At 67.3% G+C, this 13,765-nt stretch carries 10 protein-coding genes; 2 read left to right on the top strand and 8 right to left on the bottom strand.

Annotated elements, in window-relative coordinates; translation table 11 throughout:
• Positions 1 to 151: 151 nt before the first annotated feature.
• Entirely contained in the window at positions 152 to 1,417 is a 1,266-nt protein-coding gene (locus VSR34_RS30090) for an EAL domain-containing protein (protein ID WP_028214625.1), read from the top strand.
• Between the two features lie 118 nt (positions 1,418 to 1,535).
• Here the strand turns inward: VSR34_RS30090 and VSR34_RS30085 are convergent, their stop codons facing one another.
• The 7 genes from VSR34_RS30085 to VSR34_RS30055 form a co-directional block, all read right to left on the bottom strand.
• Positions 1,536 to 5,159, bottom strand: a complete 3,624-nt coding sequence (locus VSR34_RS30085) for an indolepyruvate ferredoxin oxidoreductase family protein (protein WP_342964310.1) — start codon at positions 5,157 to 5,159, stop codon at positions 1,536 to 1,538.
• Positions 5,160 to 5,455: 296 nt separating this feature from the next.
• Positions 5,456 to 6,394 (bottom strand): ion channel, encoded by a 939-nt coding sequence (locus tag VSR34_RS30080; RefSeq protein WP_042290690.1) that lies wholly within the window; start codon positions 6,392 to 6,394, stop codon positions 5,456 to 5,458.
• A 332-nt stretch (positions 6,395 to 6,726) separates the two neighbouring features.
• Positions 6,727 to 6,972: a hypothetical protein gene (locus VSR34_RS30075; protein ID WP_028229961.1), complete on the bottom strand. Its 246-nt coding sequence runs from the start codon at positions 6,970 to 6,972 to the stop codon at positions 6,727 to 6,729.
• Positions 6,973 to 7,066: 94 nt separating this feature from the next.
• Positions 7,067 to 7,288: a hypothetical protein gene (locus VSR34_RS30070; RefSeq protein ID WP_028214627.1), complete on the bottom strand. Its 222-nt coding sequence runs from the start codon at positions 7,286 to 7,288 to the stop codon at positions 7,067 to 7,069.
• 217 nt (positions 7,289 to 7,505) lie between these two features.
• The gene (locus VSR34_RS30065) at positions 7,506 to 8,480 is read right to left on the bottom strand and encodes a carbohydrate kinase (protein ID WP_342964309.1); all 975 of its coding nucleotides are present in this window, start codon (positions 8,478 to 8,480) and stop codon (positions 7,506 to 7,508) included.
• A gap of 4 nt (positions 8,481 to 8,484) precedes the next feature.
• A complete protein-coding gene (locus VSR34_RS30060) occupies positions 8,485 to 9,813 on the bottom strand; it encodes an AGE family epimerase/isomerase (protein WP_238328105.1) in 1,329 nt (442 codons plus the stop codon).
• 124 nt (positions 9,814 to 9,937) lie between these two features.
• Positions 9,938 to 10,993, bottom strand: coding sequence for a LacI family DNA-binding transcriptional regulator (locus VSR34_RS30055; RefSeq protein WP_042290667.1), 1,056 nt, complete (start codon positions 10,991 to 10,993; stop codon positions 9,938 to 9,940).
• 229 nt (positions 10,994 to 11,222) lie between these two features.
• Here VSR34_RS30055 and VSR34_RS30050 point away from each other — a divergent pair, with 229 nt between their 5' ends.
• Positions 11,223 to 11,378, top strand: coding sequence for a DUF3309 family protein (locus VSR34_RS30050; protein WP_036020952.1), 156 nt, complete (start codon positions 11,223 to 11,225; stop codon positions 11,376 to 11,378).
• 137 nt (positions 11,379 to 11,515) lie between these two features.
• On the opposite strand, the gene VSR34_RS30045 is transcribed toward VSR34_RS30050, so the two are convergent.
• Positions 11,516 to 13,366: a phosphodiesterase gene (locus VSR34_RS30045; RefSeq protein ID WP_028229962.1), complete on the bottom strand. Its 1,851-nt coding sequence runs from the start codon at positions 13,364 to 13,366 to the stop codon at positions 11,516 to 11,518.
• Positions 13,367 to 13,765 lie beyond the last annotated feature (399 nt).

The raw sequence follows: 13,765 nt of genomic DNA, 5'->3' as shown, positions 1-13,765 counted from the left end.
CACGATTCGATGCGTGCCAGATCGCGGTGCGAGCGAGCACGGACCTTGCTTGATCTCACCGTGACGCAACGGAACCAAGGCTATGGGCGACCGCGCGGGCCCTGCGAGGGCCGTGCGGAACGCAGCGTCTTCCTAAGCGCTAGAGGATGGCATGATCACAGAGCAGCAGGACAAAACGGCCGTGGCCCCCCACGGTTTCGATCTCAGCGTCACTTCGGGGCTGCAGCGCTACAGCGCCCATCACGGCGACCTCACGCTCACGAGCGTGTTCCAGCCGGTGTTCAGCCTCTCGCACATGCGTGCGGTGGGCTATGAAGGGTTGCTGCGCGCGCACGATGCGCTCGATCGCCCGGTGTCTCCGCTCGACGTGTTCGGCGACGCCGCGCGCGTCGGCGATGCGCTGCTGGTGGACCGGCTCGCCCAGGGGCTGCACCTGGAAAACTTCGCGCTGCTCGGCGCGGAGCGCGAATGGCTCTTTCTGAACGTGCATCCCGGCACGCTGATCGAGTCGTATCACACCGCGGCGCTGCTGGCGAACCTGCGGCGCCTGAACATCGCGCCGCGGCGCGTCGTGCTCGAGGTGCTCGAAGACGAGGGCACCGATCTGGAGGCGCTCGCGCAGGCCGTGGCGTCGTTTCGCGAGCGCGGCTTTCTCGTGGCGCTGGATGACTTCGGCGCGGGCAACGTCGACATCGGCCGCGTGTGGCAGCTCAATCCCGACATCGTGAAGCTCGACCGCATCATGCTCATGCACGCCCAGCACCGCGCCGACATGGCCGCGACGCTGCCCGCGCTCGTCGCGCTCCTGCACGACGCGGGCAAGCTCGTGCTGATCGAAGGCGTGGAAACGGAGCACGAGGCGCAGCTCGCGCTCGCCTGCAACGCGGACTTCGTGCAGGGCTTCTTCTTCGCGCGGCCCGCTCCCGGGCTCACCGATGCCGCGCATGTGCAAGGCGTAATCGCCGAGGCGACGGAGCGTTTTCGTCAGCAGACCGAAACACGCGAGCGAGGCGAGACGAGCCGGCTCGCACCGTACCAGCGCGCGTTCGAGCGCGCCGCCGAACGGCTCTCGGACGGCGAGCCGATGGAGGAAGTGTGCTGGAACTTCCTCGCGCTCGATCACGCGGTGCGCTGCTATCTGCTCGATGCGGACGGCAGGCAGGCGGGCCGCAACGTGGTGTTGCGCGTCGACCGAGCGGAGCGCGACGCGCGCTTTTTGCCGCTGGAAGACGCGCAAGGCGCGAGCTGGCTGCGCAGGCCGTACTTCCGCGCGGCGCTCGTCACGCCGGGGCGCGTGCACGTGACCGGGCCGTATCTGTCGATCAACGAGGCGTTGCCGTGCGTGACGCTTTCGATCGCGGTGCAGGTGGGTGGGCGCCTTTGCGTGCTGTGCGGCGATATCGACTGGTTCGAGTAGCCGCGCGTCTGCGAAGCCTTGCTCGATGCGTGAACCATGAAAAAAGCGCGCGCCGTCCAGACGAACGGCGCGCGCTTCGCGCTTCCCATCACATCGCATTACATCCGTCAGACCGGCGTCACTTCGCGACCACCACCGGAATGCCGCGCAGCGCGCCCGCGCCCTTGAACGAGGCGAGTGCCTCTTCCACAGCAGCGCTCGTCTTCACGTCGATGCCAAGGCGCGCCGCCAGTTCGCGTTCGCTGCGCTTGACCGCCGCGACGTTCGCGAGCTTCACGTGGCCGTAGCCGCGCACGCGCTGATGCAGACTGGCGAGCTTCGCGACGTCGTCGGCGTTGTCGGCGGTGAGGCGCGCGAACGCGCCGCGCAGCGTCGCCTCGTAGTCGCCGGCGAGCGCGCGCTCCATGCGGCGCTCCAGCGTCTTGCCGAACGGATCGAGCCACGTGCCGCGCACGCTGCGGCCCTTCTTCAGCAACCCGAAGGCGCTCCAGAGCCACTGGCCGAACTGCATCTTGCGCGGATGCTGGCCGTCCTTCCCGCGTGCGATGAGCGGCGGCGCGAGATTGAACTTCACGGTGAAGTCGCTGCCCGCCGTGCCTTCGAACTGCGCTTCGAGCGCGGCGCGGAATGCCGGGTCGGTGTGCAGTCGTGCGACTTCGTACTCGTCCTTCACGGCAAGCAGACGATAGAACGTCGTGGCAACGGCGCGCGCGAGCGTTTGTTCCGCACTCCTGTCCGCACTGCGAGCCGCATCAACCAGGGCGCGATACCGCTTCACGTAGCTCGCGCCGCCATACGCGAGCAGACGCGCTTCGCGATCGGCAATCAGTTCGTCGAGCGTTTGCGTGAGCTTGCGCGCCGTGGCCTTGGCCGCTGCTGCCTGGCGGGTGTCGAGCGCTTCGAGCGCAGCGGGATCGGCGGCGGCCATGCGGCCGATCGAGAACGCGAACAGATTCGCCTGCACGGCCACGTTGTTCAGTTCGATCGCGCGCGTGAGCGCCGCGAGCGAAACCGGCACGAGGCCTAGCTGCCACGCGAAACCGAGCATCACGATGTTCGCGCCGATGGTGTCGCCAAGGTAACGCTGCGCGAGTGCCTGGGCATCGCAAGCGGCGAGCGGATCTTGCGCCGGCGTTGCCCCGTTGGTCGCCGCGTGACGCATCTTCGCGAGCAGCGCATCGGCGTGCAGGTTCGCATCGGGGTTCTGCACGAACGACGCATTCGGAATCTCATGCGTATTCACGACGATGCGCGTGCGGTCATGGCGCACGGTCTGCAGCGCGTCGGCGCTCGCGCCCACCACCATGTCGCAGGCGAGCAGCAGATCGGCCTGCTGCGTGTCGATGCGCACCTGGTTGAGCAGCGCGTCCGTCGCGGCGAAGCGCACGAACGACAGCACCGAGCCGCCCTTTTGCGCGAAGCCCATGAAGTCGAGCACCGAAGCGCTCTTGCCTTCCAGGTGCGCAGCCATGCTGATGAGCGCGCCCACGGTCACCACGCCGGTGCCGCCCACGCCGGTAACGAGGATGTCATAAGGCGCGTTGTCGAGATGCGTGGCCGGAACGGGCAACGCCTTCACGCGGGCAGCGAGCGCCTGTGGATCGAATGCGGCGCCCGCGGCCTTCTTGAGCTTGCCGCCTTCGATGGTCACGAAGCTCGGGCAAAAGCCGTTCACGCACGAATAGTCCTTGTTGCACGAAGATTGATCGATGCGGCGCTTGCGGCCCAGCTCCGTTTCCACGGGCTCGACCGATAGGCAATTCGACTGCACGCCGCAATCGCCGCAGCCTTCGCACACTTCCTCGTTGATGAAGAGGCGTTTGTCGGGATCGGGGAACTCGCCCTTCTTGCGGCGGCGGCGCTTTTCGGCGGCGCAGGTCTGGTCGTAGATCAGCACGGTCACGCCCGGCGTTTCGCGCAGCTCGCGCTGCACGGTGTCGAGCTCGCTGCGGTGATGGAACGTCGTGCCCTTCGGAAAGAGGCCGTGATGGCCGTCGTACTTCTCGGGCTCGTCGCTCACCACGACGAAGCGCGAGACGCCCTCGGCCTCCACCTGGCGCGCGATCTGCGGCACCGAGATGCTGCCGTCCACGGGCTGGCCGCCTGTCATCGCCACGGCGTCGTTGTAGAGGATCTTGTACGTGATGTTGGTCTTCGCCGCCACGGCCTGGCGAATCGCAAGGATGCCTGAATGAAAGTACGTACCGTCGCCGAGGTTCTGGAACACGTGCGGCATCTTCGTGAACATCGAGTGCGCGGCCCAGTCCACGCCTTCGCCGCCCATCTGGATGAGACCGGTGGTGTCGCGCTCCATCCACGAGGCCATGAAGTGGCAGCCAATGCCGGCCTGCGCGATCGAGCCCTCGGGCACCTTCGTCGACGTGTTGTGCGGGCAGCCCGAGCAGAAGTAGGGCGTGCGGCGCACGGCGTCGGCGGCGTTCGAGAGGATTTGCGGCGCGACGAGATCGACCACGCGCTCGCGGCGGTCGAGCGCGGGCCGGTGCTTCGCGAGCCACGCGGCGAACACCGGCAGGATGCGCGAGGGGCGCAGCTCGCCAAGCTCGGAGAGCAGCAGCGTGCCGTCTTCGGCGTGCTTGCCGATCACGGTCGGGCGCGCGCCTTCCTTGCGGTTGTAGAGATAGTCCTTGATCTGCTGCTCGATCACGGGGCCCTTTTCCTCGATCACGAGCACGTCGGTGAGGCCCGCGACGAAGGCGTCGATGCGCGACATCTCCAGCGGGAACGACAGGCCCACCTTGTAGATGCGCACGCCTGCGCGGTCGAGGTCTTCCACCGAGAGATCGAGACGGCGCAGCGCCTCCATCAGGTCGAGGTGCGCCTTGCCGCAAGTCACGATGCCCACGTTCGCGTGCGGGCTCGGCGCGATCCACTTGTCGATGCTGTTCATGCGCGCGAAGTGGCGCACGGCATCGAGCTTGGCGGCGAGACGCTGCTCGATCGCGAGACTCGGCAGATCGGGCCAGCGGTTGTGCAGGCCGCCAGGCGGCGGCGTAAATCCTTCGGGCGCTTGCCAGTCCGTTTTCAACGCATCGAGATCGACGGTCGAGCCCGACTCCACCGTTTCCGAAATTGCCTTGAAGCCCACCCACGCGCCCGAGTAGCGCGAGAGCGCCCAGCCATACAGGCCGAATTCGAGCATGTCGGCCACGTTCGACGGATTCACGATGGGCATGTGCCACGCCATCATCGCGAAGTCGCTCTGATGCGGCATCGACGACGACACACAGCCGTGATCGTCGCCGGCCACCACGAGCACGCCGCCGTGAGGCGACGAGCCGTAGGCGTTGCCGTGCTTGAGCGCGTCGCCGGCGCGGTCCACGCCCGGGCCTTTGCCGTACCACATGGCGAAGACGCCTTCGACGGTGCGCTCGGCGTCCGCTTCCACGCGCTGCGTGCCGAGCACGGCCGTGCCGCCCAGTTCCTCGTTGATGGCGGGCAAAAAGCGCACGTCGGCGGCTTCGAGCAGCTTCTTCGCCTTCCACGCCTGCTGGTCGACCATGCCGAGCGGCGAGCCGCGATAGCCGCTGATGAAGCCCGCGGTGTTCAGGCCGTGCGCGCGGTCGAGTGCGCGCTGCATCAGCGCGAGGCGGATCAGCGCCTGGGTGCCGGTCAGGAAGATGCGGCCGCGCGTGGCGGTGAGGTTGTCGGTGAGCTTGTAGTCGGCGAGGGGCGGCGTATCAAGCGGCGAGGGCGTGTCGCCGAACGCGGGGCGCGCGGTCATGTGGGGAGTCTCCGTGTTTATCGAACGCACTCAGTGCAGAGCACCTGGTGCGATCCCATGCAGGGCTGTCGAATGCAGTAGCGCCTACTGCGATCCCATGCCGGGCTTGCTGTCGTACGCCCTCCGTGGAGAGCGGCAAAAGAGACTCTATTTTTTCTCGCCGATGCCGGAAATTTTTTGCTAACTCTCCGGTGCCGCCGGTCAATTGCGCGAGAGCCTGCCCACGTCAGCGGGATTTGGAGAGAGATCTTCCCTGTGCCGTCGCGCGCCCCTGCGCATCGGCTTTCGTGCGCCCGTCAGATCGTACGAGGCGCATAAGGCTTCGCGCCATCGAACGGGACGACATCGTGAAAGTGGGCGTAGTCCATCGTGCTCACCTCCCCCACGTCGCTCATGAGGTCCACGTAGCGGTAGTGCCAGCGGATCTGCTCGTCCGACCAGCTGTAGCGCGCCTGCATGGTCTGCGCGGTCGACTCGTCGGAGCCCTCGATCACGACGTGCAGCGTGGCTTGCTGGTCGGCGAGCATCTCGGGCGTCATGCCATGGAGCGGGCTCGCCTCGTCGATCACGTGCATGAGATTCCAGCCCAGCGTGAAGAGCGGATGCTGTTCGCGCACGAGCTTGAGGTCGTGGATGCGCCGCAGGCGATAGCCGTCCGACGAGGTCTCGACGCGGATGAGCCGCAGCTTCGCCTGCGCTTCGGTAATGACGTTCTGGCGGGCATTGGCCGCGCGCGCCATGAGCGTCATGCGGCCTTCGATGGGATGCACCACGACCTGGCGGGCGAACATGATCTTCGCGCGGGGGCGCGAGAAGCGTGCGAAGACGAGCCCGGTGGCCAACGCGATGCCCGACATGCCGACGAAGATTTCGAGCGTCGCGACGATGTGCGCGTAGAGCGTTTGCGGATGCATGTCGCCGTAGCCGACCGTCGCGAGGGTCTCCACGCTGAAGAAGAAAGCGCCGAGAAAGCCGTCGGGGTACTGGTTGGCGATGGGCCTGGCGCCAAGCTGGTAAAGGCAGGCGAACACGCCGTTGAGGAGCAGGAAGAGTCCCGCGAGCAAGGCGAAGAACGCGGGCCAGCGCATGGTGAGCGCCGAATGATAGAAGTCGCCCCAGGTTTGGGGCATGCCGTAGACGAGCACGTCGCGCCCGCCGATATGCAGCTTGCGCGGCGTGCCGCGCCGCGCGCCTCGCTTTGCTCCGCTCGGGGTTTCGGCCTTGCAGGCGTCCATGTCCACGCCCGGCGAATCATTGGGCGCGGACTCGGCCTGCTGGGCGGCTTCCTGGTTTGCGACGCGCTCCGGCGTTTCGGGCGTCATGATGGTCCCTGCGGGTCTGAATCGAGAAGGGAAAGCGTAGCAACGCCGGAGGGACGGGACAAGCCGGAGGTTGAAAAGGACACCGAAACCGTGCGCGGCAGTCCGGTAACACGCGAGCCAAAGTGCAGGCCAAAGCGGGAAGGCCGCCAGCGGACGCTAGCGGCAGGACGCGCCGCCGCGCCGCTGGCGCTGCGGCGAACGCGAGCGCAAGTGCAAGAGATTCGCGGCTGCACTGCACGGCGGGCTTACGGAAACCCGTGCGGCTTCGGTATGCCCGCGCCGTGCTCGATATCGGCGATCGCCTGGCGGCGTGCGGCATCGACGGCTTGTGTGGGCGCTTCGTAGCCCGCGTTGCCGCCTACCGTGACCCACGGCTGTACGGCCTTGTCGCGATGCGTGATCTGATATTCGGCGTCCCAGCGAGCGCCCTGGAGTTCGAGCGGATGCACGTGGATGGCGTAGACGCCGTAAAGGAAGAGCTGTTCGGCCATGCTTCACCTCCTGTCGACCGCACGGGCTTGGTTCCGTGCAGAGCACCCGGTCCCATGCAGCGCTGTCAACATGCCCTGAAAGGGCGTTGGCGACCTACAGTTCGAGCTCGCCAAGAATACGATGCGCCAACGCCTTGGCTTCTTCGAGCGCCTCTTCCGGCGTGCCCGACGCGGCCTCGACTTCATACACGGCGTTTTCGAGTTCCTCGCCGTCGTCGCGCGCCAGGGAGACGAGGCCTTGATATTGGCCGGCGTTCATGGGCCGCACCGAGGCGACGGCCGTGTAGATCCCCTTGGTGTAGGTGACGTCTTCCATAACGTGCTCCTCGCGAAGGAAAACCCTCGACGTGGGCCGTGCGTGACGGCCGCGCAGCTCGGGCCGCGCGCTGCGCGCATCACCCGCAACAGGAGGGAAATTCCATGCTAGCACGTTGCCCGCGCGGCTGCGGGGCACGCATATGACGGCGGCGCGGCGCTTTCGTGTCAGCGCCGCGTCGCCCGAAGAGGCGATGTGCCGCGGGCCGCCGCCTTCCTTAATCGGCGAGCAGCGCGACGACTTCGTCGAGCGTCGGCGAATGCGCGCCGGGCCGGCGGCACGCGGCCGCGCCCGCGGCGAGCGCAAAAGCGAGATGCTGACGCCAGTCGCGTTGCGGTGCGCTCATCAGGCTGAACAGCAGCCCGCCGATGGAAGCATCGCCCGCGCCCACGGTGTCGGCCACCTCGACGCGCGGCGGCGCCGCCTCGATCATTTCGTCGCCGACGTAGAGCGCGGCCGCCTGTGCACCGCGCGTGACCAGCAGCGTGGCGGCCGGATTGAGCGCGCGCACGGCTTCGATGGCCTCGGCCTCGCTCGTGCCGGGAAACAGCATGCGCAGGTCTTCGTCGGAGACCTTGATGAGGTCGGCGAGCGCGGCCATGCGGCGCAGGATCGGCTCGTAGCCGTGCGCCATCAGGTTGCGGTAGTTCGGATCGAAGCTGATCTTCACGCCGGCCGCGCGCAGTTCGGCGGCGAGCGTGGCGAGCGTTTCGCCGAGCGGCTGGCGCACGAGGCTGATGCAGCCGAAGTGCGCCCACTTCGCGTGCGCGCGCCAGCCTTCGGGCAGCTTCGCGGGATCGAAGGCGAGATCGGCGCTGTTCTCGCCGATGAAGTAGTACGCGGGCGGATGCGTCTGATGCACGATCGCGAGCAGCGGCGGGCGCTCCACGCGTTGCATGAAGCGCATGTCGAGGCCCGCGGCCACGCTCGCGTTCCACAGTTCGTCCGAGAAGTTGTCGACGCCGAGCGACCCCACGCACGCCGTGGGCAGCCCGAGACGCGCGACCGCGCGCGCGACGTTCCATCCCGCGCCGCCGGGGTGGGCGCGCCAGTGCGAATCGGCGCCAGGCTGGGTGCCGTGCGGCGCGCCTTCGGGCGCGGGCACGCGCACGAGATCGGTGAGGATGTCGCCGGCCGAGATGAAGGCCGGGAAGCCGGACGAGAAGTCCGGGCCAGTGCTGCAGGTGCTCATCGTCTTAGTCCTCGGCTGGGGTCTGGCTGGTCGTGACGCCGGAGGTCGCGACTTCCTCGCGACCCACGACCGGCGCCATGCCGCGTCCGGGCAGCGCGTTCAACGCTTCGTAGCACGCGCCCATGGTGTGATAGTCGGTCTTGCCGGCTGGGCTCTTTTCGTCGCTGTACTTGCGGTTGTCGCAGGTCAGGATGCGATACCACGCACCATAGCGATGATCGACGAAATGCGCCCAGCTGTAGCGCCAGATCTCGTCGTACCAGTCCCAGAAGCGCTCGTTGCCGGTGCGCTTGCCGAGCAGCGCCGCCGTGGCGAAGGTTTCGGCCTGCACCCAGAAGTACTTGTCGTGATCGCATACGGTGCCGTCGGGGCCGAAGCCGTAGTAGAGGCCGCCGTGATCGTTGTCCCACGCGTGCGCCATGGCGGCGTCGAAGAGTTCGATCGCGCGCGGCAGCAGCCAGGGCAGCGGCCGGTGCCGTTCGAGCAGCAAGAGGAGCTTCGCCCACTCGGTTTGATGGCCCGGCTGGAAGCCCCACGGGCGGAAGATGTTCGAGCTGTCTTCCTCGTTGTAATGCCAGTCGACGGACCAGTCCGCGTGAAAGTGCTCCCACACGAGGCCCTGCGAGAGCTTGGCCTGGCGCAGCGTGATGTTCGACGCGACGCGCTCCGCACGGTCGAGATAGACGAGATGGCCCGTCGCCTCGTAGGCCGCTAGCAGCGCCTCGGTCGTGTGCATGTTGGCGTTCTGGCCGCGATATCCGGTGACGATCCAGTCCGCGCTCGCCTCGTCGGCGTAGAGGCCCGCCGCGCCGTCCCAGAAACGGTGCTCCATGAGCTCGAAGGTCGCGCCGATCATCGGCCGCGCTTCTTCGATGCCGGCCATCGCCGCATGCGCGTAAGCGAGCAGCACGAACGCGAGGCCATAGCAGTGGCGCGTGGCGTCGAGCACGCGCTTCTTGCCGTCGCGCCAGTCGATCTCCCAGTCGTAGCCCTGCAATTGCGGGTCCCAGTGGCCGTCGCGCAGAAACTGCAGGCCGTGGCGCGCGTATTCCAGATGCTGCGGATCGCCGAACTCGCGATACGCCATCGCATAGTTGAAGACGAAGCGGCAGCTGCTCACGAGGTGCCGCGAGTGGGCGTTGTAGATCGAGCCGTCGTCGCGGAAGTAGTGGAAGAAGCCGCCCGAGGCGTCGAGCACATTCGGCGCGTAGAAGCGCAGCGTGTCCTGCACGTGGCCGAGCAGGAAGCCGCGGTCGCGAAAGCTCGCGACGCCCGGCACGGAGCCGGCTTGTGCGAAGGCGGGAGAGGCGGGGGAGGCGGTGTCGGCGGTCATCGTCATGGCTTTCTCTTCTGGCTTGGACGTGGCTTCAGCGAGGTTTCAACGCGTTTTCAGTCTGTTGTCAGCGCAACTCCAACGCAATTTCAAACGCAACTCCACCGCAAATTCGCGGGGCGCTTCAGGCGCTCTGCGGCGTGCCTGCAGTGGGGCGGATCGCGTACGCGGCGACGAAATCCGGTGACGCCGCACCCAATGTGCTTGCACGTGCGACGAGCTGCACGGGCAAACGGATCTCGCTGGCGGCGGGCGTCTCTTCGAGCAGCAGTTCGACGCCGCGCCGCCCGAGCGCTTCCTTGTCGACGGCGATCGTCGAGAGCGGCGGCGAGGCGTGCGTCGCGCCCGCGATATCGTCGAAACCGATGATGGCGATGTCCTCCGGCACGCGCAGGCCATTGGCAAAGCACACGCGCATGGCCGCGAGCGCGGCGGCGTCGTTGTAGGCAAAGAGCGCGTCGGGCAGCGGGCGCGACGCCGCGCGCGCGGTGTCGATCAGGCGCTGCATGGCTAGCGACGCGCCCGTGTCGGGATCGAGCCCGCCGTCTATCGTCGTTTCGAGCGACGGGTCGAACAGGAGCCCCGCCTCGAAGAACGCGCGGCGATAGCCGAGCGCACGCTGCGCGATGCTGTAGTGCGCGAGCGAGCCGCCGATGAACGCGATGCGCCGCCGCCCCAGCTCGAACAGATGCTGCATGGCGAGCGCCGCGCCCGCCGCGTTGTCGATGTTCACCGAGCGCAGGCCCGGCGCCCACAGGTCGATCAGCACGAGCGGCCGTTGCAGCGCGACGAGCGCAGCGAGCATTTCCGGCTCGACGAAGCCCGCCACGGCGATGGCGTCGGGCGCGTGCAGGCGCAACTGCTGGACGGTGTCGTCGGCGGGACCGGCGGTGAGGAGCGCGGGCACGATGCCGTGCTCGCGGCAGGCGTCTTCCACGCCGTGCAGCACGTGCGAGAAGAACGGGCTCGCGGCGAAATTGTTGTGCTGGCGGTGCAGCAGGAACGTGAGCCGGCGGATGCGCGGGCGCAGCTGCGCGCAGTCGTAGCCGAGCGTGCGCGCGACTTCGACGATGCGCTCGCGCGTGGCTTCGGAAAGGCCCGGCTGGTTTTTCAGCGCGCGCGACACCGTGCCGATCGACACGTTGGCCGCCTGCGCGACGTCACGAATGGTTGTCCCCATGATTCCTGGCTTGCGATGGCGCGAAGCGTTTTCCCGGAGTGGCCGGGTGTGCGGCGATTGTATAGTAAAAATCCGCGAACAAAACCGAAGTCAACGCTGTATTCCCCCGGTAAATACCCGTAAATGTGGAGATAAACGCAATTTTCTTTGTTTAGTAAATGTTACTAAACACGTGCGGGCACGGTGGTTGCGGAAACGAGAACACTGACATTCGACTTACGGAGGCATCATGCTCGGCACCCTGCTTCTGGTCATTCTCATCCTGGTGCTCGTTGGCGCGTTCCCCGCCTGGCCGTACAGCCGCTCGTGGGGCTACGCGCCGTCGGGAACGATCGGCATCGTCCTGATCATCGTCCTCGTCCTGGTGTTGATGGGCACGATCTAGCGACGACACGCTTTCGTCGCAGCAGCATCCCGAAAGCAACGCGAACGCGAAAGCGCGACGGGCCGGCCGCGCGGCACGGGCCGTGCGGCTGGCCCATGTTTTTGCCGGGCTGCCGGGGGAGGGCGGGAGGTCAGTCGCTACGACGCGCGGGCGGCTTCGCCGGCGAGGCCGGGCGTGGGGAGCAGATCGGCGCTCGTGCTGCCGTCGATCACGACGAGCCCCGTCGCCTCCTGTTTCGCGCGGCGCTTGGCAAGGGCCGCGAGCGAGGCGATCGCGTCGCTGCTGTGCCGCGCGCCTTCGCCCGCCGCGATGTGCACACAACCTATCGCCATCGTCACGAAGCTGAAGAAGGTCGCGTTGCCGTGGCGATCCTCGCCGTGGATGCCGCCCCCGAGCCGGTCCTCCGGCGCATAGAAGCGCTGCGCGCCTTGGTTGAACGTTTCGATGGCCCGGCACGCGCGCGCGTGCCAGTTCTCGCTCTGGAACAGGATCAGGAAGTCGTCGCCGCCCACGTGGCCGAGGAAGTCGCGCGTGGGGTCGCACGTGTCGGCGAGCACCGTCGCCGCGAACTTCAGCACTTCGTCGCCTTGCCAGTAGCCGTACTGATCGTTGAAGGGCTTGAACTGGTTCAGGTCGACGTAGCACGCATGAAAGCCCGCATCGTTCGAGAGCAGACGCTCGATGTGCGAGCTGATGGGGATGTTGCCCGGCAGGAACGTGAGCGGATTCGCGTAGCGCGCAGCCTGGATGCGCACTTCCGTCACGGCGCGCACGAGGCTTTCGCCCGTGCCGAGCCCGGCGTAACGGCCGTTGTCGGTGATGACGAAGCCGTCGGCGAGGTAGCGCTGGTCGTCGCTCGCGAGGAGCGTCGCCATCTGCTCGACGGTCATCGACTGCTCGATGAGCACCGGCTGGGCGTTGGCGAAGTGCAGGCAGGGCTTCTTGCCGAACAGTTCGCGGTGATACGGCAGCGCATAGCGGTCCATGAACGCACGGCGGTTGATGAGCGCGATGGGCGCTTCGTTTTCCACCACGGCCACGGCGTGCAGGTCGGGCAGGCCGTTGAACAGTTCGAGGACGTCGTTGTTGGTCGCGTGGCGCGGCAGCGCGGGGGCGCGCACCAGCATCTTGCCTGCGGGCGCGCCGCCGCCCGCGGGTTGCGCGGCGCCCGCGCTGCGCGTGGCTTCGGGGAACACGGCGATGTGGTCCGCGCGGATCGCCTCGCGCGCCTCGGGCGCTAGCACGCGCAGCGGCTCCACATTCGGGCGGCCGAAGAAAAAGCCCTGGCCGCAGTCGATGCCCATGTCCCGCAGCACGATGAGGTCTGCGGCGTTCTCGATGCCTTCGGCCACGAGGCGCGTGCCGCTCGCCTGCGCGAAATGCTGCATGGCGCGCACGGCCTCGAACTTGAGGGCGTCGTTGGCGATGTCGTGAACGAAGAAGCGGTCGATCTTCACGACATCGGGCTGCAGCTGGACCCAAAGACCGAGGCTCGCGTTGGCCGTGCCGTAGTCGTCGAGCGCGAACTGGGCCCCCGAGGCGCGCAAGGCCTCGACGACGGGGGCGAAGTTGCGCAGGTCATGGATGGCGCTTTGCTCGGTGAGCTCGATCACCACGCGCGTGGGGTCGATCGGGCCGTCGAAGAGCGCGCCCGCGGCGTCGTCTGCGGCGGTGAGCTGGCGCAGCGCGTCGGCGCTGAAATTGAGGAACAGCTTGCCGGGGCAGTCGAGCCCGGCGAACGTCTCGATGCAGATGCTGGCGGCCGCGCGTTCGAGTGCGGCGGTGCATTGCTCTTCGCCGGCGCGTGCGAAGAGGGCGGCGGGCGTTTCGAGCGGCGAGCCGGCTGGCCCACGGATGAGCCCTTCATAGCCGAGGATCGCGCCACCCCCGAAGTCGACGATGGGTTGGAAAACGGCGCGCAACTGGCGCTGGGCGATCAGTGCCCCGACGCCGGGTGTGGCTTGCAGGAATGGCGCGGGAGCGGACATGAACAGGCCGGAACGGGCGAAGACGTTGAAATTAACGGCATATGATCGGATGAATTAAATGAATTTTTGGTGACAGCGCCACGGATGCGTGGCCTGGTGGCGCGGGAGAGACGCGCAAAGCGCGGGAGAAGAGCGGCGCGGGTGCGCGCAGTGGGGGCCCGTTCGGGCGCCCTGGGAACTCTGCCGCGACGTTCGCGGCAGAACGCAGCGGAGCAGGGGCGCAGCGGCATTGCGCACAGCGCCACAGCGGCATAGCGCACTGCGGCAGGCAGCGGCACAACGGCACAACGGCACAACGGCACAACGGCACAACGGCACAACGGCACAACGGCACAACGGCACAACGGCACAACGGCACAACGGCACAACGGCACAACGGCACAACGGCACAACGGCACA

Origin of the sequence: Paraburkholderia sp. JHI2823, from assembly GCF_038900695.1 — a bacterium.
Taxonomy (GTDB): Bacteria; Pseudomonadota; Gammaproteobacteria; order Burkholderiales; family Burkholderiaceae; genus Paraburkholderia; species Paraburkholderia mimosarum.
This window is presented reverse-complemented; position numbering and strand designations above follow the sequence as displayed.

Excerpts from the sequence above, each read along its gene's own strand:
- VSR34_RS30055 (WP_042290667.1), bottom strand. The coding sequence starts at position 10,993 with ATGGGGACAACCATTCGTGACGTCGCGCAGGCGGCCAACGTGTCGATC.
- VSR34_RS30065 (WP_342964309.1), bottom strand. The coding sequence starts at position 8,480 with ATGAGCACCTGCAGCACTGGCCCGGACTTCTCGTCCGGCTTCCCGGCC.
- VSR34_RS30090 (WP_028214625.1), top strand. The coding sequence starts at position 152 with ATGATCACAGAGCAGCAGGACAAAACGGCCGTGGCCCCCCACGGTTTC.
- VSR34_RS30045 (WP_028229962.1), bottom strand. The coding sequence starts at position 13,366 with ATGTCCGCTCCCGCGCCATTCCTGCAAGCCACACCCGGCGTCGGGGCA.
- VSR34_RS30075 (WP_028229961.1), bottom strand. The coding sequence starts at position 6,972 with ATGGCCGAACAGCTCTTCCTTTACGGCGTCTACGCCATCCACGTGCAT.
- VSR34_RS30050 (WP_036020952.1), top strand. The coding sequence starts at position 11,223 with ATGCTCGGCACCCTGCTTCTGGTCATTCTCATCCTGGTGCTCGTTGGC.
- VSR34_RS30070 (WP_028214627.1), bottom strand. The coding sequence starts at position 7,288 with ATGGAAGACGTCACCTACACCAAGGGGATCTACACGGCCGTCGCCTCG.
- VSR34_RS30085 (WP_342964310.1), bottom strand. The coding sequence starts at position 5,159 with ATGACCGCGCGCCCCGCGTTCGGCGACACGCCCTCGCCGCTTGATACG.
- VSR34_RS30060 (WP_238328105.1), bottom strand. The coding sequence starts at position 9,813 with ATGACCGCCGACACCGCCTCCCCCGCCTCTCCCGCCTTCGCACAAGCC.
- VSR34_RS30080 (WP_042290690.1), bottom strand. The coding sequence starts at position 6,394 with ATGGACGCCTGCAAGGCCGAAACCCCGAGCGGAGCAAAGCGAGGCGCG.